The organism is Brakhagea baltica (assembly GCF_052161605.1).
In the GTDB taxonomy this organism is placed as follows: domain Bacteria; phylum Planctomycetota; class Planctomycetia; order Pirellulales; family Pirellulaceae; genus JBKCUI01.
Map to the genome: position 1 here is coordinate 2659487 of NZ_CP197409.1, position 20861 is coordinate 2680347.

The window sequence follows — 20861 nt, forward strand, 5'->3', positions numbered from 1 at the left end:
TCCCACACTGTGCTCAATCCGAGGGGATGTGTAGATCCTGATGCAGATCTAGCCGGAGACACATGGCCCGAAACAAAGGGGACGCCCGAAACAAAGGGGACGGGGGGCGTTTTGTGTGAGGAAGAAGAAAAGGTGCGACGCTCCTTTGAAACTACCCCCGTACCCTTTTTCCCGCCTTGACCTGCAATACTCCGCTGCGAAAACGGCACGACAGCACGAGCGTCATCGACCAATTCGTCCGAGAGTTTAACCGGTTGACCCATAATAAAATCCTCCACTTCAATGGTAGCATTTGGCTACCCGCAAGTCCAGTTCGTACCTGTTGCGATCGCGAAGTTTGAGTATGGCATCTTCCGATCATCGCAAAAACATTCGAAAATCCACCCTCCGGGGGGTGGGGCGAAGTGTGTAAATCGTACTGTCAGCGTGAGCCAGCGAAAATTTTGAGCCAAGAACGAGGCCCAAGATGCCTGACACTTCCTTTTTGGAAGCGACATTAATTCCAACTCTGATTCGAGTGCAGCCGCTTCCAGCTCAGTATGACGACAACAATGGACTAAGGTTTGTTCCGTTCGAATTCGAACCGGCAAATGATATGGAGGGAAAACAAAGGGGACGAGAGGGGACGCGGGTAGTTTGGTGTGAGGAAGAAGAAAAGGGGCGACGCTCCCTTGAAAATCCCCCCGTCCCCTTGTTTCCGCCCGAACAGTATTGCCCCCGTCCCCTTTTGTTCGTCCAAACAATTACAACCCTACAACTAAATGCGGTATCCCCAGAATGTCCTCTCAACAGTCAACATCAAGGTTGGTAGAACGACAGTCTTGACGCTGTTGAAGATTTTTGCTATATTAGCACGTTCCATTAACCAAAAAAATCAGGCTTTTGATCCAACGCAAGCAACAAATTTCAAGCAACAAATGTTACGTGTGGCATAACAAGGAAGTCCCTCTGGACCAGTTGCGATTTTGAAGAGATTAAGTATGGAATACTTTAAGTTTTGGAAAAATCCCAAAGATATTGAAATACTCAAATTGATGGGTAGTCTCGCGTTTGTGGCGGCGTGTTTTTGGGCAACGCTAGCTGTGAATGCGAAGAAATCTGGGAACGCAACGGGGAATGGTAATAGTTCTTTATATAGTTCTCCACCGGCGGGTATGTCGAAATCGGAGTACGAGCATATCACAAAAAGATTTCGAGAAGAGGGGCTCAGCCGGAAAGATGCCCACAGAGCAGCTGAAATCACCGAAAAGTTTCATCGTTTGATGGATCGAGGAAGGTAGGTACAATTGGGTTGGCGCAGCGTTAGTAGTCCAAACGTACGGCGGTTTAGCTTGGTAATTGGATGGACTAAAGACTGTTTTGTTTTGTATGGGGGCCAGCCCCCAAACCCCCGGGATTTTTCGCATTAGGGTCAATAGTAATTGAGTTGAGGGGACGCTGCCAGTTGCCCAGCAACGTCCGCTTCAATTGCTACCGACATCGACGCGGCGCTCAGGTTGTTTCCCAGCATGGCCCTATCCTCCGGTCGAGTATTTTCAGTGTAGCTTACCAATGCTCGTTGTGCACGAACTTTGGCGCGAGCTTCTCTGGCAGCTTCCAGCTTTCTGTCTCGCTCTTCATGAATCGACTTCTGTTTGCCAGCGAGCACGTCGCTGGGAGTTACGTAACCAATGGCACTGTGAAGTCTACAGTTATTGTACTCGTCGACGAACTCCGTTACTACACGCTTTGCGTCTTCAAGCGTTAATGGAGACTTGGGTCTAATACAATCACTTTTTAGCATCTTGTGATAGGGGGCTAATTGGTGCCATCCATATATTGAGTGAACGTCGACCAAAAATCGCGGTAGGTGCATGTAACCTTTCGGATGGTTTTCCTTATGGTCAACTTCGAGAGTATCAAAACATGGCTGGCACAAATACATTATTAACCGCGAAGCGGTCAAACATCAAAGCCCGGGGGCGCGGAGCGCACCCGCAGGACACCGTGCCTAGTTTATCAAACGAACCCCAACGGGGTTCAACAAGGTCCTGTGTGCAACCCCGTTCGGGTTGGCCGATCATCTGTTCGTTGACCCAGGGTGCGCTCCGCGACCCCGGGCTAGGTTGTGAAACTGCTTCGCAGTAGGGGAGCTTCCGAATGAGGACGTTGTTGTGGGCTGCCCCGGGGGAAGACACAGGGGACGGGGAAGCCAAAGGGGACAGGGGTACTTTTGTGTGAGGAAGAAGATAAGGGGCGACGCTCCCTTGAAACTACCCTGGTTCCCTTTTTTGCGTCCACCTTTGTTCCTGACAGGTCATTATCGAACACGAGGTGCAATTTTGCCGGAAGTAAGACGTAGTCTCGAAGCCGTCCCCTACCATGCCGCTAAACGGCGGGTTGGTCACGGCGAAATCGCCCCGCTTCTTCGTTATGTCTAAACGTGATCGCCAGCATTTTCAACTGGTTTCGGTGGGCCGAGAATCGTTACATTGAGATTGCGGCTATGATAATTTTTAAAGATCGAAAGGCGACTCCGAGCGTCGTGCTGATGCATCAGGAACGGTGGCAAAGAGAATCCAATGTTACGAAGGTGATGTCGCGAGCCGAGTCGACTTTTATCGGACCAGTGCTTGTTGGCTGAATTGCAGTCGTAGTCCGCCCCACCTTGATCATCGATTCCAGATTTTTCGGTTCGATCGATCGTCAAAATTATGATGAATCATCTGGGTTAGAGCAACGAGGAGCTGGTTCAGTGGACGTTTTTGGAAACCGCCGGACAGTGAGCGTGACCAAAGTAGGAAAGCTCCGAGTCCGGCTGAATCTGAGTGAACGTGATACTCGTAGCGAATTGATACGTTGCATTGTCGAGACGGTTGGAACTAGAGTGCGGCGAGTTGGCTAGAATCACACTCGAACCGTTGGTAAAATGGACTGAGAGCTAGTTTGACAAAAGGAGCCGGGATGCCAAGAAAGATTCGGGAATTGATTGCTGATCTGGAGTCTGCAGGATTCGAGAATCGCGGCGGTAAAGGAAGCCATCGTAACTTTACCCATCCGAAAGTAACAGGCATAGTTACGATTTCTGGCAAACTGGGGGATGAGGCGAAGAAGTATCAAGAGCGAATTGTGAAGTTTGCCATTCAGGAGAGTCAGAAATGAGTGAGGCTGATCGTTATGCAAAAGTCGTATATTGGTCCGAGGAAGACCAGTGCTTTATCGGTTGTTGCCCAAGGTTGGTAATTGGAGGTTGTCACGGTGACGACCCCCAGACCGTATTTGCTGAGTTGTGCGAGATCGTGAGCGAAGCAATTGTGCTTTATGCAAAAGATGGTCGCCCCTTGCCTCCGCCAGATACCCATTACGATTTACCAATCCGCAGCCAAACTATGACTACGATGTAACAACTTGGACACGGCGGGATATGTCGACTCGCATCGATGAGCAAATGCCCCAGTTAAAAGGCTAATTGGCTAATTGGTGCCATCCATATATTGAGTGACCGTCGACCCAAAATCGCGGTGGGTGCATGCAACCTTTCGGATGGTTTTCCTTATGGTCAACTTCGAGAATATCAAAACATGGCTGGCACAAATACATTATTAACCGCGAAGCGGTCAAACATCAAAGCCCGGGGGCGCGGAGCGCACCCGCAGGACACCGTGCCTAGTTTATCAAACGAACCCCAACGGGGTTCAACAAGGTCCTGTGTGCAACCCTGTCGGGGTTGGCCGATCTTTTGTTCGTTGACCCAGGGTGCGCTCCGCGACCCCGGGCTAGGTTGTGAAACTGCTTCGCAGTAGGGGGGGCCCCCAATGAGGGCGTTGTTGTGGGCTCTCCCTGGGGGCAGCATCGCAGGGCAACGCCCAGTGGAGTTAAACGATTTTTTCGTCTGCGAAGGCTGCATAGTCAGCATCTTTTCGAAAGATGGTCTGGTGGGCATTACTGCCCCCTTTGATTTTGCCCGTGAATATGGCCAGAGCAGCGGGAGATTACTGGCCAGGAAAAGCCTGTCTGATTTTTTCGCTGTTGGAAATTGCTGCTACAATGGAGTGAGGACAGCGAAAGCGGTTTTTCGCCAAAGTTCTATGTGACGTTAGTGATTTCTAGGTTCCCGTACGCCTGAGGCTTAGACAATATCCTGAAAGCAGTTTGTTATGGTAGATTTCAACTCCGTTCTTGAAGATGCTCGTAAGCTCTCTGCACTCGACCAAACCAAACTAATTGATGCTTTATGGGATGCCATCCCTGACGATGCAGATATGCCCATCCATCCAGATTGGGCTTCGGAACTGCAACGTCGAGTTAGTGGGTTGAGCAGCGGATCAGATCAAGCTAGCTAAAATGCATCACCACTCTGAAGCTGGTAAATCATGCGCCAAATGCGGTCGATTTCGCCACGCTCGATGACTTCCATGGGTTTCAGGTTTGAAAAAGCTTCATTAGGTTGATTCAGCCAGGGGCCAATCGCTTCTTTCTTAACGACATCCTCTAAAGCAGAGACCAGCCGTCGAAGTTCAATCAAGCTCTTTTGAAGAACGGGCGATGGTTTTTGACCGGATTCAATGCTTGCAAGATTGCGAACAGACGTTGGAACCAATCTTGCAAACGATTCCCGATTCATTCCCAGACGCGATCGAAGTTGTAGCAGGCTGCGACCGCGATCGTCTTCGACCAACGCCAAAACCGGTGTTACCGCTTGAGCCGCAGCTCGGCAGGCCTTCTTGATCACTTTCTTTTTCGCCATCGTTACCCCGATTGGTTGCATATCGGCGCATCGCGAGCCGACACTTACATACTACATGTAAATTTGCATGTAGTCAAGCGTTTAACTCGTCTGGCGAGAGCACTTCCAGCCGGCTACCAGGATGCAAATTGTCGACAAAAACGACCAAATTCAGTTGCCCGAGCGCCGCCGCTGAAGGGACCAAAATCGCCTCTAGCTGATTAGACGCGGCCAACTTCCCAATGACCTGCGTGATTGGTGTCTTTCCAGCATCCATTTCCGCCCGCCAGTCAACTTTTACCAGAGAGCTCACTGAAATCTTGGCGGTCTTCAAAACCTGTGGGTCGAATAGATCAAGGGTGTGGGAAAGCCTGACCTGCATCGCAACAAAGACCCTAGGCATTGCTGTGTGAACGGCAAAGCCATGATATCGCGCGGAAGCAAGCGTCTCAGCCATGGCAGTCTCAGGCGTTAGTGACCCATAGTTGGCGCGAATTCCTGGCGGATTCCATCTGCCGCCAAAACGAAAACTGCCTTCGCCCGAGGAAATGTCAGTCAGGCGTGAGTGCCGGACGGAAACCGATCGGAAAATCGTTCCCGCAAAAGGAACCGCAAATTTTAGGAGCTTTTTAAATGTGGCTTCATCCATCGGCACAATCTCAGAAAGCATTCGCTCATTTACGCGTTTGACACATCACGCAGGTTTGACCGTTCTAACATACCGATGTCGTCCGGTTATGGTGCTTCTCTAATCACCAGCTAACAGCTCGATACCCCATTCGGGGGAATCCTTAAGTGCTGTTACACGATTGATGTCCAAAATTTCGAGCTTAATCCATTCGAAGCATACTTATGGAACGGACCTAACTCCCGATTCGTCGGGCGTAGAGTTTTCGGGCGAGCTCTACATCTTCTGTGCCGGTTAATACGGCGCGACCGTCATGAAAAACACTCCATACCAATCCGTCTAACTCGAATCGAAGCATGAACGGCAAAACCTTTATCTCACACTCCTTGGCCAATCGCTCCGCGATAGACTCTAATCGCAAGGGCTCACTTCTGGCTGCATGCAAGTGTACGGCGTTGCGGCCACACATGGCTCTCGCCTGCGTTTGATACTTGCCCTCGAGAAATTCATACTCCCCTCGGACACATGCCTTGCACCCAAGACTCTCGCCCGATGACAATTGACGCGGAAGCTTCAGCTTGCGAATCATCCCACTCCACAGATCAAACTGACGCATCGCTCCATCGATCGCGTCCCCTCCACCAACAAGGAACTTGATCACCTCTAACGCTTGCCAATTAGAAATGATACCGACCGCAGGACCAATCACACCCGCAGAATCACAGGTCTGCATCTGCTCTGCCGGTGGTGGATCTGGGATCAAACATCGGAAACAAGCGGTCTGTCCAGGCACAACAGTTAGCGATTGGCCCGATGCCCCCACAATTCCTGCATGCACCCAAGGGATATTGTTCTGGCACGCAAAATCGTTCAGCAAATAACGAGTCTCAAAATTGTCGGTTCCATCGACAATCATGGAAACGTCCCTAAACAGCGACCTTATATTCTCCAGATCGAGATCGCACACGTGGGGGGCAATTTCAAGCTCGGAGTTAATGCGTTTCAAGTGATCTGTAATCGCAATCGCTTTCGGAATGGCATTGCGAGCATCCTCTTCCGTATAAAGTGTCTGGCGAGGCAGATTGTCGAGTTCCACCCAATCGCGATCGATTAGCACGAGCTTGCCAACCCCCGCTCGGCATAATCGCTCGGCGACCGCCGAACCAAGTGCACCCACGCCGCAGATACCTACGGTCGCTCGACGCAATCGCTCCTGACCAGCTTCGCCAATCTCCGAATACGCAATCTGTCTTCGATATCGATTCACGACTTCTCCCCAATCTCGGCGAACCGGAAAACAAAAAAAGGCCGAGCCAACCGCAGTGAACTCGACCTTTTTTGAATCATCTAAACCGTTTGAAAATTGTGTAACCGTTCACAGGGGCAACGCATCCCGCCGTAAATTCGGCGATCGAGTCCTTTTCCATTGCAACGTGCAAACTCGCCGAATTTACTATGGGAAGCGGTTAAACGACTGCTTGTTTTTTTCGTGAACGGTTACCAAAATTGTTGCCTGAAACAGCTTCGGTGCTATTTTTTGTTCTTAAGTGCTCTTGCAACGGCGGCACCCATGTCCGCTGGCGAGTCGGCGACCGCGATGCCGGCTGCTTCGAGTGCAGCAACCTTCTCAGCCGCCGTTCCTTTGCCACCGGTGATGATGGCCCCCGCGTGTCCCATGCGTTTGCCTGGAGGAGCTGTTCGGCCCGCGATAAAGGCGGCGACTGGCTTGGTAACATGATTCTTGACGTACTCTGCTGCCTTTTCTTCGGCATCGCCACCAATCTCACCAATCATGAGAATGACCTCGGTTTGATCATCTTTCTCGAATCGCTCGAATACATCGATGTACGAGGTACCTACAATCGGATCACCGCCCAAACCGACGCAAGTCGATTGACCAAAGCCGAGCCCGCTGGTTTGCCAAACGGCTTCGTAGGTCAACGTGCCGCTGCGAGACATGATCCCAACTTTACCAGGTTTGTGGATGTAGCCTGGCATAATGCCGATCTTGCACTCGCCAGGAGTAATCACACCGGGGCAATTCGGTCCGACAAGGATCGAATTGCTTCGCTTAACTCGGTCGTACACGGTGACCATGTCGATAACAGGCACCCCTTCGGTGATGGCGCAAATGACTTCGATGCCCGCATCAACCGCTTCGAGAATCGCATCGGCAGTTCCCGCAGGGGGGACGAAGATCATGGTGGCATTGGCACCGGTTTGCTTGACGGCTTCCTCAACGGTATCAAAAACAGGCAGCCCCTCGACGGTTTCCCCCGATTTGCCGGGAGTAACACCACCGACCATTTTGGTGCCGTACTCTTTGCAGCCCTTGGTGTGAAAGGCACCCGCTTTGCCGGTAATGCCTTGGCAGATAACTCTGGTTTCTTTGTTGATCAGAATGCTCATAATTTATAACTCTTTCAGCTTGGTATTGGATGGGATGACTAGGAGATGGAAGCCACAACCTTTTTGGCTGCGTCGGTGAGATCGTCAGCGGAAATGATTGCCAATCCGCTTTCTCTTAGCATTTTCTTCCCTTCCTCTACTTCTGTTCCTTCCAAGCGAACGACGAGCGGAACCGAGAACCCAACTTCCTTCGAAGCCTCGATAATGGCCTGTGCGATCGTCGTGCAGCGAGCAATACCGCCGAAGATGTTGACCAAAATGGCCTTCACATTCGGGTCAGACAAAATGATGCGGAATGCCTCGGTGACTTGCTGGGTATTGGCCCCACCTCCGACATCTAGAAAGTTGGCGGGAGCTCCTCCATGGTGCTTGATAATGTCCATAGTCGCCATGGCCAAACCTGCACCGTTCACCAAGCAACCAATGTTTCCGTCGAGCTTAACATAGCTCAAACCAGTGTTCGCTGCACGAATCTCGGCAGGCTCTTCCTCGGCCAAGTCCCTCAGTTCCTTGATATCAGGATGACGATACAGTGCGTTGTCATCAAAGGTGATCTTTGCGTCCAATGCGATCATCTTGTTATCCTCGGTGATTACCAAAGGATTGATCTCAGCCATCGAGCAATCGAGCTCGACGAAAAGCTTGCACAAACTCTTCATGAAGAAATCGGCACTCTTGGCCGCATCGCCGGAGATCCCGAGCTTCTTGCAAAGTTTGCGAACTTGGAAGCTGTGCAGTCCCACTTTCGGGTCAAAGTGCTCCCGCAAAATCTTTTCAGGGGACTCTTCAGCCACTTTTTCGATTTCGACTCCACCCTCGCTGCTCACCATGAGTAGCGGTAGCATGGCGGCTCGGTCAACAACGACCGCTAGGTAAAGTTCGCGAGCGATTTTGCAGCCTTGCTCAACGAAAACTTGGTTAACCACCGCTCCTTCGGCACCGGTTTGAATGGTGACCAGGTGGTTGCCGATGAGGTTCTTAGCTACCGTAGCCGCTTCATCGCCCGATTTCACCAACTGAACGCCGCGTTGTTCGGGAACTTCTGTTACAGTTCCTTTACCGCGTCCGCCGGCGTGTACCTGAGCCTTGACAACGGCGATCGGCCCGCCCAACTTTTCGAATGCAGCCTTGGCTTCTTCGGGCGTTTTCGCAACAAATCCGGCAAGAACGGGGACCTGAGCTTTGCGGAACAGCTCTTTCGCTTGATATTCGTGAATCTTCATCAACAACCTTCAGACTATGGCAAGAGTTGGGTTCGTGGGATCCTAAATTTCTAACCGCAAATGATTTAGGTTTGTGTCCGAATGTCAAGCCGGAATCGAAGCCGCTGGATCATCCTTCCCAGCTTTTCAGCCTTTCCGACAATTTCATCAGCTGATCCCTCTTTCGCTCGAACATTCCAAACAGAACCATAATGCCTATCCCAAGTGAGATCCCAAGCACCCACCAGGGCCAGGTGTGCTGTACGCTCTGCTGGGCGTGTGCCACCATCGCTACTACCGCAAAAAGGGTGAAAAGCAATCCGCTGTACAAATACGAGCGGATTTGAAACGCAATACCCAGAAAACCGACCAACACGCTCAAAACCATCAAGACCATCGGCGGCCACAGACTGCGGCCGATTCCCTGGATGAGAATTTCGCTGCTCGAGCTGCAAAATATGGTGGCCATACATAGATAGCGAAGCCACGACGCAGCTTCTTTGGGAATTCGGTCCCGCTCTATGTGGGTCGCCAACGCGATCGACGCGGCTGGAGGGATCAACCACAACTGCGGATGCCTTGTAAAATCCAACATATCAAACTTGGACCAGAAACTTAACAACGCCACATTGGCTAGCGTGCCTCCCACCATGGCAATCTGTCGGGATCGTTCGGTGGCTCCTAACGCAAAATAAAACACCGAGCTCAATGCCAAGACCACATCGGCGGTCACATCCGACGCGAAAAATAACATCGCAACCGGCGCAATGATAGGGAGCACGAGACTCGTGTTGTGCAGTGGATCCCCCACGGCTGTCACTCTTGCTCGTTTGAGCAACGCAGCAACTCCCTGCACCACGACCGCCGCTAGCAACATCAAGACGGGCCAATACTCCCTAAGTGGCAACTGGAACCACTCGGGAAACACGGCGTACAGCTTCACCGTTGCCAGGATAAAAACAATCTCAGCCGTATAAACGTACGCACTTCGCAGAGAATCGTTGAAATTGGCTATGTTCCATCGGTTGCGAATCGCTTGAACAACTAGCTGCGCCATCCACAAGCCTGACAATCCTGCGATCCAAAGTACTTCAACGGAATAGGATTGCTTGGGAACAACCGCTTCCCCCATCGACATGCTCTCGCTGGTCGTGCCGAGAATGGCGAGGAGCCCAACGAACTGAAACAGAATAGCGAACCCGCTAGTGCCAAACCATAGGTGGCACAACGTCTCACGCCAGCTTGGTGTCTTGGATTGACTGGAATCAACTTCCTGAAAAGCTCGACTTAACCAAGCGAAAACCAATCCCAAGCCTACGGCTGTCGCGATTGAGACCGATGCCGTTCGCAGTATTCTTTGAACAAACAGTAAAGGCTGCTGGGTATACTCCAACCGTGCCCATACCACGAACAATGCAAACAACGGAATACTGATCACCATCAAGTAACGATTGAATAACACTGGGCTAAACAAAACTTGAGTCGAGATTCCTACCTGACTTGCATGTCGCGCCAGTAATCCGTTTGCAAAACCGAGGATAGCAAACACCAATGCCAGAAGCCGCACGGTCTCAGGGTTCGATGTCATGATTCCGAACAGTAGCGCAACACCCATCATCCAGAGGCTAATCACATTGGCATAGTTCCAGCATAGGTAGCGAACTACGCTATCGGCATCACCGTCCTGGGCTTTGAGATAGCGACGAATAAAGCTGGTGACGTTCAAGCCTTTCAAAACGAACCATGAAACGACGAGAACCTGCACGGCAGCTCCGATCATCAGCAGTGCAAAACTATTGGAACCGCCCAATCGGGTTTCGGTGATTCTTGCCAACGCGATCGGTAAATGGCAAGCGACAAGTAGCGTTCCAAAAAGTAGATACAAAACAAATTGTCTTCGATGAACGACCAAACTAGCAAACCAGAAGGAAATCAGACCGACAGCAACCCATAGTCCGCCGACAGGGGACCAAAGCCCACATGCAGCGATCGTCGGATCCTCGAGATTGCCCAAGTAACCGATGCAAAACACTAACGACCAAAAGAGTAGCGTAAGTCCCCCAAAGATCGTTTCGTAGAGTCCTTTAGTACCTAGAAATGGCCCAGGCTGTCTGCGTAGAAGCACATCGAACGCACTTGCTATCCCCGCCACCAATTGAGGGGCTCCCATGAGTAGATAGGCGAATGCTACTTCGTCTCCCCCCTGCGTATTCCAAACACCGAACAGGATAAAGACAGTAATCGTACTCAAGATGCCTGTCATCCAAATATAAAGCGCTCGATACCGAAGCGCGGTCAAAAGGATGGCACACGCGAATAAAGACAAGATAGATACCGTCCACAGCACGGCCTCCATCCGAGAACTTGCTACAGACTGCATCCAATAGCGAGGGGAACCAAATAAGTGAATCAAATGCAACAAGCTCCAGGCGATGAGCATCCCATCACCATAATTGGTCGACCAAGCCCTTAGCTTGAACCGAGTCCTAGCTAATCGAGTCGTTCGACACAGAACCAAGGAACAGATGGTCCCTACGACCAAGATCGCAACTAGCGAAACGGAAAGACTAACGGGAACAAAGCTATTAATGATCTGCCCATATGTCGAAACGCTCAAAATTCCTGCCGCTAAAAAGAAACACAGCGATGCCCCCGAGACCACCCACCCCAATGATTCGCGAAAGTTCCCCCGTCCCATGGCCCAGGCCACCCAACCGCAGACGGCCAAGCTTGCATACAGCTCCGCTTGCCAAATCCATGTGTCGAATGTTGCTGGCCTTGCTAATAGGATCGCCCCAATACACACCGAAATTAAACCGGAATCGCTGACCCAGTGGTCGAATTTTGGATCGGCGCAGCGATATGTTAATTTTTCAACGCTTGGGAATCGTTTCGCCAAGAGTCGGATGCTCCCGACGAGAAGGGCCAGCACGGCAACCGTCATGGCGTGCCCTGAGAATGCGAAAACCGCCCGGTCGACGGGAAGCCAATCCTTTAGACCGATTCGCTCGTTCCACTGCGTCTCTGGTCTTGCCAACATGAACCAGCAAAAGAAAAGCAGTGCGCTGCCCAGAATAGCTGGTTCCCATCGCCCCCTGGCAGGAGTTAACAAGGTGATAATCACACCGAGGAATGCAAAGCAGCAGACCGCGTAAAGATGAGGGCCAATCGCGATTGCGGTGCAGCCCAAATACGCTGCAATGCCCACGCCGAGGACAGCTGCCAAAGCAGCGGCGGTTTGAAGGATCATGGCGTGTTTGCGAGGCACCTTCCAAGCGATGCCGGCATAAGTACCGGCTAACACTAAAAAGACTCCCGAACTGCGAACGGTCTCCATCGCTTGCATCACCCAGCTCAGTCGTATTTCCGGATCGGGAAAGCTACCCGTGAATCGATGGACTAATAGCCAACTGGTCAAAGTGCTAAATGCCGAGGCGATAGCCGTCAGGGTTGGTTGCCGCCACAACGCCACCAGCACCAGGCTAATCAACGAGTTTAAGACTGCTGTTTCTAGGAACAAACTCGAGCGTCCCCACGCGGTTCCGAGCGAACCAACCATAACTGCCGCACCGAGGAACGAGACCGCACTTCCGATAACCGTAACGCGATCCAGAAGCGACTCGCTTAATTCCGCACGAAGCCGCGAGCTCGCGTCCGTACTTCCGAAAGAAAGGATCGATCCCGCACAGACCAGCAATCCTCCTAGTAGTGCCAGCATCAGCGAGAGGGAATGGAAGCTGCCAGGAACCCCCTTTAGCAAAAAGAGGAGCATTCCACATGAGAAGAGTGAACCGACAAAGACAATTCCTAGTAGTCGCAATTCGGCTCGCAGCGATATCCCTTCTGCTTTGCTCCGTAGACCAAAATGCAACGTCACTAAACCAATTACCGAAACCATCGGACCAACGACAGCCAGGATGCTTGCCCAACGTAGCTCGTTCAAGTTGAGATCATCGCCTAGCCACATCCCTAGCAATAACGGCGAAATCCCGCTCAAGGTCACCGCTATCGTCCAGAGCAGGCGTAAGCCGGGGAAGAGGCTAGCGCTCGAGAGGAATGCAAGTGTCCCGAATCCCAGTCCTCCCACTACTATCGGTACTAGCGAGCTCACCGGTGCACTATCTCGTTCCGTTAATAGTACCGTCGCTAGCGATGTCACACACATCATTACTGATCCGAGCACCAACAGGCCTCGCGATGTCGACGGCAGCTTCCATCGCTTTAGCGTGTAGAAACCGGCCAAGTGAATAGCGAGCGTTACGACGAAGAACAGTACCGACGGGAACATCGGTATCAAGCGGTTCAATTCTGTTCGCAAGCTCAGAATCAAGCCAACTGCGCTGCCGACGATCAGTAGAGCACTGACCAGTTCTCCCCAGTGAATATTCTTTTCACTCAAGAACTGTTGAAGAATATCCCCCATGGTGCGTCGCGTCTGGGTAGCCAACGAACTCATCAACGGTGGCGGAGCGGGAGCGTACTCTTTTTCTAGAGGATGGATTTCTTGGACTGGAATGCCCGAGTCGGAAGGGACGGGGGCTAAAGTCGGCGAACTGACGGCCTCTGTCTCCGTGGCCAACGACTCACGTGTTTGCTCCGATTCCGATCCGGAGGTCATCTCTGTCAATCGCTTCGAGGGGATCCATGGCAACGCACAGCCTTGGTTCGCGGCCGCCTTCTCAATGGCCGCACAGGTGCGTTGAAAGTCGTCGACGGAGATGAGCTTGCCCCGAAAGAGCCGATCGAGCGCGAGATAGGTCTGTCGCAGATCCTTTTCCGGCGTATTCGCAAAGGGTAATGCATCCACATTTGGTGGCTGCCCGAAAATCCCCTTTGCAACCGCCACGAGCACGAGCCAAATTCCATGTCCAATCAAAGCGAAGATGACGATAACACAGAAGACACCCAGCAGGGTAAAAAGGATTTCCATGTTTGATGTCTCTCAGGCTTTCTGTGCTGTCTCAGTTCAGAGGCAAGTCGCTCTTCGAAATAAATGGTGACAATTACGAATCAACGATGCAGCTTGATTTTAATTGATAATGCAATCGGGTGGTCACACCGCGAGAACCTTTGCTAGAATATTGCCCCGCGAAATGCGGATCATAGATTCCACCAAACTTGGCATCCCTTTCACTCCCCGTACGTTTTTAAAGGATAATCCATGGAACCGCTGGTTAAGGGTTTGTGGCACGGATTCGAAAAGAACCACGCTTATCTACTGTCGCTGGTGGCTGATATTGAGGATTCTCAGATGTGTGCTCAACCATCTGGGAGTCTCCCCAAGCCTCTGAATCATGCCGCCTGGGTGCTGTGCCATCTGAAAACCTACAGACCGATCATCGCCGGATTGATCTCTAACGGGGAAATCCAGGATCCTATTGATAATCCTTATGGTATGAAATCGGCACCTCAAATGGATCGATCGATTTACCCTGAGAAAAGCGTCATCATTGAGGAGCTAGAGAAAGGGAAAGAGGCGATTTTTGCGGCCCTTGAAGCCGTGGATCCTGCGGTTTGGGACATGGGTTTGCCGCTGGAGCGTTGGCAGAATCGATGGGGCTGTCGAGGGGTCGCCGTAACATACCTGATGCTCAACCACGAGAGCATCCATCTGGGGCAATTGAGCGGCTGGAGAAGAGCTTTAGGGCTACCGCCAGCTTAACACCTTGCACGATAGCTCCGTCTTGACAGGCCGCTACAATCTCGGACTGATGGTGAATTCCTTTGAATTTAGTAGTGCGGACCAGGGCTACGGACTGCCACAGCACCCGTGACGGTGTGAATACGAATAAGTATGCATGAAAAACTCAATGAAATCGGCAGTTTGATTCGCTCCCTGCCTGTGCATCTTCAAGAGCGTGTGCGACAGCTGTCAGCTGAGGGGTCCTTGCCAATCGAGGAACGGGCTACAGATAGTCGAGCATCCGTGAGTAATACGGATGCTACCAGGCCGGTTGTATATTGGACGCATCACGCCCTGCGAACTGATGAAAATCCCGCCCTCGACGTTGCGTGCCTCTTAGCTAAACAGCTCGGTACCAGTTTGGTCGTTTATCAAGGCCTAAGTGAGAACTACCGTTTCGCCTCGGACAGGCATCATTGCTTTGCATTACAGGGGGCACAAGATCTCGAGCAGCAATATGAGCGACTCGGCATTCGATATGTTTTTCATCTTGATAGAAATGGCTATCGAGCCCCAGCATTGAAGCTCATGTCTGAGATGGCTGAAGTCGTTGTCACCGATGATTTTCCAGGTGAGCCAACACACTTTTGGTTGGAGCGTTTGAGACAAGCCTGTAGTACACCTATCGTTGCAGTTGACGGTTGCTGTGTCGTTCCGATGAAATTAGTAGGACGCGCGTTCGATCGAGCCTTTGCGTACCGAGATGCAACTGCCAAACTCTACGAAGAACGGATTGCGCGACCATGGCCAACGGTTGAGGGAATGCCTTCGCGATATGACGGAGAGGTGCCATTTAGTCCCCTTTCACTTCAGGGAGTGTCCGTAACGGATTTGATTCAGCATTGCGACGTGGATCATAGCGTAGGGCCCGTTGCAGATACGGTAGGTGGAAGCACTCATGGTTATGCACGCTGGGAAGCCTTTAAACGGAACCAACTTAAAAGCTACGCCTACGGCCGGAACGACCCTACGAAAAACGCAGTCAGTCGCATGTCTGCGTACCTCCATTATGGGATGGTTTCCCCGATGCGATTGGCGCGGGAAGCCAATGCGGCTAAGGCCGAAAAGTACCTCGATGAGCTTTTGATCTGGCGTGAACTCGCCTACTGCTTTTGCTTTTATCGAGATGACTACGATACGATTGAAGCCATTCCGGAGTGGGCTCGGGCGACGCTTCAACAACACGAATGCGATCCGAGGGAGTGGCTGTGCACTTGGGAGGATCAAGCCCGTGCGAGAACGGGTGACGAATTCTGGGATACCTGTCAACGTAGCCTTCTGCGACACGGCGAACTTCATAACAACGTGCGTATGACCTGGGGTAAAGGCGTACTGAGGTGGACCAACACCAGCAACGAAGCCCTTCGTACACTGATCGACTTGAACCACCGCTATGCCCTCGATGGCCGAGACCCCGCATCGTATGGTGGGATCCTATGGTGCTTGGGACAATTCGATCGTCCCTTCCAGCCAGAACAACCAGTCTACGGAGTCGTCAGGACTCGATCTTCGAATGAGCATCGCGATCGAATGGATTTCGACAAATATCAAAAACTGATCGACCGGCCTGCCCATCCTGTTTCACCCAAGATTGCGGTCATAGGGGCCGGCATGGCTGGGCTAATGTGCAGCCGAGTATTGGAGGATCACGGACTAAACGTCCAGATCTTCGACAAGTCACATGGAGTGAGTGGCCGAGTCTCGACACGGACTTTAGAAAAGGCTCTAAAGTTCGATCACGGAGCTCAGTACTTTACCTGCCGAGACCCGCGAATCGCAAAGTTCGTAGAGAGTTGGCTACAAAGAGGGGTCGTCAAACCTTGGTTCGGGAGGGTGGTCGATTTGGGGGAGGACGGCCAGATCCAGGAACGAAAAGGTGGCCAGAGATTGGTTGGTTGCCCGTCGATGAACGCGATTGGTAAGCACCTGGCCGAAGGTTTGTGCGTCAAGACCGCGTCCAAGGTGACTCGAGTTGTTCGCGTCGGCAGCCGATACGAGATCTTTGCTGATTGCAAAGATAGCCCTGAGACAGAGCGTTCGTTAGGCGAGTTCGACTGTGTGCTTTGGAATTGTCCAGCTCCGCAAATCCCTAGCATGCTGCCCCAAAAGTGCGCATGGCGAGGTAACATTGAGCAAGTCAGAATGAAACCATGCTGGTCGACTATTGTTGCTTTTGATCATCGCTGGGAGGTTCCGTTTGATGGTGCGGTCGTTCACGACGATACCATTCGCTGGATAGCCCGCGACTCCAGTAAGCCTGGCCGCCCGCAAGAACTTGACTGTTGGGTCCTGCAGAGCAATCACACTTGGGCTAAATCTAATTTGAGTCTTACCAAAGATGAAGCTGCAGAGCACATGTTGGCGCAGTTAGAACGCCTGACCGGTGTGAGAACGCCCGAACGTTTTTATCGTAACAGCCATCGATGGTTATACGCAGACGTTGAAACTTCGTATGCGGGGGATAAAGACAATAGCGAATGCGTTTGGGATGCAGATAATCTGCTGGGGGCATGTGGTGATTGGTTCAGCCGCAAGAATATCGAGGGGGCCATGTTGTCGGGTATGGCATTGGCTGGACGCGTTCTTTGCACTTTAGCGGCACCGACCGAATCACTGAAGGGCTTTCTTGATCCAAGCGTGATCGTTGCCAAGCCCGAGCAGATGACGTTGTTCTAGACCGTCAGATGAGAATTTGGCAAATGATGGTGGTCGTTCCACAACCGGAGTTGCCAAGAGCCACCGGTTCTTACAATCCAAGTAATCGACGTGTTGTACGGCTCTGTCAGATAGGGTTCAAGATCGTCGATCCCCAAAAAGGCTTCGAGCATCCTCAGTTTAAAATCTGCGTGAATCATCATGGCAACTCGTCGTGCATTATGCATTTCGGTTTCCGACTCATACCATGATCGAACGCGTCTTGCCCGAACTCGAGCTTCGGTAATCGTTTCGTAAGCGGTCATCCGATTCCAGCCTTGTTCTGAAACGTCAGGGTGAATACTCCAGTCAGGGCAAAGCTCCGCAATCTCATCTCGGGACATACCGGGGCTCGGCTTTCTTTGGCCAACAAGGTGCCCCGAATAACAACCACCTTGTTCGAAGATCTCGGGATGGATAATAGGAGTGAGCCCTGCCGATTTGGCTGCGGGCTGCAAAGTTTGAATCGTACGCAGGAAAGGGCTGCAATACACGATATCAGGCTCGATTCTATGCAAGCAGGGGACAAGTCGTTCGGCTTGTTCGGCACCAAGCTGTGTGATAGCTGGATCAGGCACCCGCTCCGCTTCCGCTTTCGCGTTATTCTCTGATTGAGCGTGACGAATCAAAAACAAATGACAATTCGACATAGAAACATTGCTCCACTTTGTATTAGGGTCTATCCACACAAGCATGCAGCCCCTTCAAAAGAAGTCAATACGTTTCCCTCTAAACAAGAGATGTTGCGCATTGACATCTCGAGCAACCAAATCCTCATCGATTTGGCGACAATAATGAAGCCGAATTGCCCGCAGTGGTACTAACTAAAGACACCGGAAAGGTATTGCTGAGTGTACAGTTCGCGTGGAGACTCGAACATCACTTTTGTAGGACCGAACTCGACCAAGTAACCAGAACGGGTTAAAGGGTCGACATACATGAACGCGGTGTCATCCGCAACGCGCAAGGCTTGCTGGAGATTGTGTGTCACTATCACTAAAGTGTATTGTTGCCGCAACTCCAACATCAATTCCTCGATTTTGCGAGTTGCAATGGGATCCAAGGCCGAACATGGCTCGTCCATTAATAGAACTTTGGGCTTGGTCACGATAGCTCTTGCGATGCAAAGTCGCTGTTGCTGCCCCCCAGATAAGGACAGACCACTTTTCTTCAGCTTGTCTTTGACTTCATCCCACAAGGCCGCGCCGCGTAGAGCCTGCTCGACCAACTCGTGCGCATTTCCCTTGATCCGGTTGATGCGGAGCCCGAACGCCACATTGTCAAAGATACTCATCGCGAACGGATTCGGTTGCTGAAACACCATACCGATATGACGGCGCACGGCCACAGCATCGACATTGGGGGCATAAAGATCCCGATCGCAAAACCGAATCTGCCCTTCCAATTGAAACCCACGGGTAAGCTCGTTCATGCGATTCAAGCAACGCAACAATGAGCTTTTTCCGCAACCCGAGGGACCGATGAATGCTGTTATCTTACCAGAGTCGATGGAAAAATCAGTGTCGCGAACTGCGGCAAAGTCTCCGTAGTACAACCGCTCGACATTGCAATCGAATAGCTTGTTGGGTGCAGTGTGGTGTTTGGGGCTTTCGGCTGATGCGTCTTCCATCGTTATGCTTGTCATGATCTGCTTACTTGCCTTCGTGAAACCACTTGTGCAACGAGGTTCAAAAGGAGAATGAGGGCGACGAGGACCAATGCGGCTCCCCAAGCCATTTCGATTTGGTTATCAAAAGGGGAACCGGAAAAGTTAAAAATTAGAACGGCTAGCGAAGCGGTGGGTTCGAGAAGTGTCAGTTGTGAATCCTGCCATAGCCAGTAGTTGCTAAACAGTGCTGTGAATAACAAAGGTGCCGTTTCACCGGCCGCACGGGCGACGGCGAGCATCACACCAGTCAGGATGCTTGGAAAAGCTGTTGGCAGAATCACCCGCCAAACCGCTTGCGTGGGAGTACACCCCATCCCCATGGCAGCTTCGATCATTTTTGCAGGTACCATCCGAAACGCTTCTTCTGCGGTCAGGATGATAATGGGTAGCATCAGGATTGCCAAAGCCACGCCACCTGCAACAGAAGAGTAGGTTTTCATGTTGACCACGATAAGTGTGTAGGCAAATACGCCCGCTAGAATCGACGGCAAGCCAGATAGAATCTTTGCCGTAAAGCGGACCAGCACGGTTGTTTTACTGTCTGGCCCAAGTATCGAAAGATAGATCGCCCAAAGAATCCCGACCGGAACACTGATCACCGCGCCGAGGAACACCATGGTCAGAGTCCCGACGATGGCGTTGCCGAACCCTCCTCCCTCTTGCATGGGAGCAGGAGGCAATTGCGTGAAGCTTTCCCAATTGATCGCACTGCTGCCGCGGATCGCCAACATGAAAAGCAATGATGCCAACGGGATACAGGCGATAAAGGCAACTATTCCCGTTACGATAGTAATGCCAACGTTGAAGATCGTGCGTCGATCACTCCAGCGTCGTTCGAGAACCAAATCGGCGGGGGCTAGGTCTGGTTTGTTTTCGGAAACGCTCATCGAGTTGCCCCCTTCGTTCTTCGAATCGGCAGGCCGTACAGCATGAGCGATCCAATGATGTTGATGCCAAGTGTAATGGTCAACAGAACGAGAGCCGCGTAAAGCAATATCGGGCCTTGCTGCTCGTTGGCTTCCGGAAACTGATTTGCGAGCAGGGCGGCTAGGGTATTCGCGGGTGAAAACAAAGAAACGCTTAGTTGGTTCGAATTTCCGACCAGCATTGCCAAGGCCATCGTCTCTCCCAGAGCACGTCCGAGCCCCAGCACAACAGCTCCCCAAATCCCACGGGATGCGGTGGGCAATACGATCTTGAGAATGACCTCCCAGCGAGTGGCCCCCAAGCCAAAGGCAGCTTCCTTGAGGCGAGTAGGTACAGAGGAGATCGCATCGCGCGAGATGGCTGTTATCGTTGGCAGAATCATGATGGCCAATACGATCGCAGCGGGAAATAAGCCAGGCCCCGAGAGGGGAGAGCTAAAGAATGGAACCCAACCTAATTGCTCGTGAAGCCAGTTTGCGCAAGGGCGAACGACCGGAATTACCACAAAGATTCCCCAAAGCCCGAAGACCACGCTCGGTATTGAGGCTAGCAACTCGATTACGGTCTTCAGCAACCACTCGAGCTTTTGAGGCAAAAACTGTTGTGTTAACCAGATCGCTATACAGACTGCTACTCCGGTGGCCATTACGAGTGCGAGCAGTGAACTGTAAGCCGTGCCCCATATCTCGGGTAGAATCCCATACTGCTCTTGGTTGGCATCCCATGTCGACGTCGTGATGAAACTCAATCCATACTTCTGAATCGCGGGTGATGCTTTGTACGCGATCTCATAGAACATCAAAGCCAACACGCCTAGCATCATAAGAGCTGCGAGCCAACATACTCGTCGAAATCCGGAATCCCAAATGCGATCCGCCGTTTTTAATGCGAGCTGTGTGGATCGCGCGTTATCTTGCAAGCCAGATGTTTGGTTCATACTTAGG

General features: G+C 51.7%; 17 protein-coding genes. 5 read left to right on the forward strand and 12 right to left on the reverse strand.

Annotated features, from left to right (window positions below; all coding sequences use genetic code 11):
• Positions 1-1411 precede the first annotated feature (1411 nt).
• Positions 1412-1783 carry an integrase core domain-containing protein gene (locus SH449x_RS09810; RefSeq protein WP_482381159.1) on the reverse strand — a complete coding sequence of 124 codons (372 nt, stop codon included), beginning with the start codon at positions 1781-1783 and terminating at the stop codon, positions 1412-1414.
• A 633-nt stretch (positions 1784-2416) separates the two neighbouring features.
• Positions 2417-2689 carry a hypothetical protein gene (locus SH449x_RS09815; RefSeq protein ID WP_482381160.1) on the reverse strand — a complete coding sequence of 91 codons (273 nt, stop codon included), beginning with the start codon at positions 2687-2689 and terminating at the stop codon, positions 2417-2419.
• 254 nt (positions 2690-2943) lie between these two features.
• On the opposite strand from SH449x_RS09815, the gene SH449x_RS09820 reads away from it, so the two are divergent.
• The 3 genes from SH449x_RS09820 to SH449x_RS09830 all read left to right on the forward strand — a co-directional run bounded on the left by SH449x_RS09820 (position 2944) and on the right by SH449x_RS09830 (position 4322).
• Complete coding sequence (locus tag SH449x_RS09820; RefSeq protein WP_482381161.1) at positions 2944-3141, forward strand: type II toxin-antitoxin system HicA family toxin; 198 nt, start codon at positions 2944-2946, stop codon at positions 3139-3141.
• Positions 3138-3383, forward strand: a complete 246-nt coding sequence (locus tag SH449x_RS09825; RefSeq protein WP_482381162.1) for a hypothetical protein — start codon at positions 3138-3140, stop codon at positions 3381-3383. Before SH449x_RS09820 ends, SH449x_RS09825 begins: the two co-directional genes overlap by 4 nt.
• Before the next feature lie 753 nt (positions 3384-4136).
• The gene (locus SH449x_RS09830; protein WP_482381163.1) at positions 4137-4322 is read left to right on the forward strand and encodes an addiction module protein; all 186 of its coding nucleotides are present in this window, start codon (positions 4137-4139) and stop codon (positions 4320-4322) included.
• On the opposite strand, the gene SH449x_RS09835 is transcribed toward SH449x_RS09830, so the two are convergent.
• The 6 genes from SH449x_RS09835 to SH449x_RS09860 all read right to left on the reverse strand — a co-directional run bounded on the left by SH449x_RS09835 (position 4319) and on the right by SH449x_RS09860 (position 13874).
• On the reverse strand, positions 4319-4726 hold the full coding sequence (locus SH449x_RS09835) for a hypothetical protein (RefSeq protein ID WP_482381164.1): 408 nt from the start codon (positions 4724-4726) through the stop codon (positions 4319-4321). The two genes, SH449x_RS09830 and SH449x_RS09835, sit on opposite strands and share 4 nt — an antisense overlap.
• Positions 4727-4799: 73 nt before the next feature.
• Positions 4800-5375, reverse strand: a complete 576-nt coding sequence (locus SH449x_RS09840) for an RES family NAD+ phosphorylase (protein WP_482381165.1) — start codon at positions 5373-5375, stop codon at positions 4800-4802.
• Between the two features lie 193 nt (positions 5376-5568).
• Positions 5569-6600, reverse strand: a complete 1032-nt coding sequence (locus SH449x_RS09845) for a ThiF family adenylyltransferase (RefSeq protein ID WP_482381166.1) — start codon at positions 6598-6600, stop codon at positions 5569-5571.
• A 263-nt stretch (positions 6601-6863) separates the two neighbouring features.
• Positions 6864-7742, reverse strand: a complete 879-nt coding sequence (gene sucD, locus SH449x_RS09850; protein ID WP_482381167.1) for a succinate--CoA ligase subunit alpha — start codon at positions 7740-7742, stop codon at positions 6864-6866.
• Between the two features lie 38 nt (positions 7743-7780).
• Positions 7781-8965, reverse strand: coding sequence for an ADP-forming succinate--CoA ligase subunit beta (gene sucC / locus SH449x_RS09855; RefSeq protein WP_482381168.1), 1185 nt, complete (start codon positions 8963-8965; stop codon positions 7781-7783).
• Positions 8966-9074: 109 nt separating this feature from the next.
• Complete coding sequence (locus SH449x_RS09860) at positions 9075-13874, reverse strand: hypothetical protein (protein ID WP_482381169.1); 4800 nt, start codon at positions 13872-13874, stop codon at positions 9075-9077.
• 231 nt (positions 13875-14105) lie between these two features.
• On the opposite strand from SH449x_RS09860, the gene SH449x_RS09865 reads away from it, so the two are divergent.
• Both SH449x_RS09865 and SH449x_RS09870 read left to right on the forward strand, forming a co-directional pair.
• A complete protein-coding gene (locus SH449x_RS09865) occupies positions 14106-14606 on the forward strand; it encodes a DinB family protein (protein WP_482381170.1) in 501 nt (166 codons plus the stop codon).
• A gap of 132 nt (positions 14607-14738) precedes the next feature.
• Positions 14739-17303, forward strand: coding sequence for an NAD(P)-binding protein (locus SH449x_RS09870; RefSeq protein WP_482381171.1), 2565 nt, complete (start codon positions 14739-14741; stop codon positions 17301-17303).
• Here the strand turns inward: SH449x_RS09870 and SH449x_RS09875 are convergent.
• The 4 genes from SH449x_RS09875 to pstC form a co-directional block, all read right to left on the reverse strand.
• Positions 17300-17971, reverse strand: a complete 672-nt coding sequence (locus SH449x_RS09875; RefSeq protein WP_482381172.1) for a histidine phosphatase family protein — start codon at positions 17969-17971, stop codon at positions 17300-17302. The genes SH449x_RS09870 and SH449x_RS09875 overlap by 4 nt on opposite strands.
• 170 nt (positions 17972-18141) lie before the next feature.
• Positions 18142-18966, reverse strand: coding sequence for a phosphate ABC transporter ATP-binding protein PstB (pstB, locus tag SH449x_RS09880; RefSeq protein ID WP_482381173.1), 825 nt, complete (start codon positions 18964-18966; stop codon positions 18142-18144).
• Positions 18963-19877 (reverse strand): phosphate ABC transporter permease PstA, encoded by a 915-nt coding sequence (gene pstA, locus SH449x_RS09885; RefSeq protein ID WP_482381174.1) that lies wholly within the window; start codon positions 19875-19877, stop codon positions 18963-18965. The genes pstB and pstA overlap by 4 nt, the downstream gene beginning before the upstream one ends.
• Complete coding sequence (gene pstC, locus SH449x_RS09890; protein ID WP_482381175.1) at positions 19874-20854, reverse strand: phosphate ABC transporter permease subunit PstC; 981 nt, start codon at positions 20852-20854, stop codon at positions 19874-19876. The genes pstA and pstC overlap by 4 nt, the downstream gene beginning before the upstream one ends.
• Positions 20855-20861: the final 7 nt, after the last annotated feature.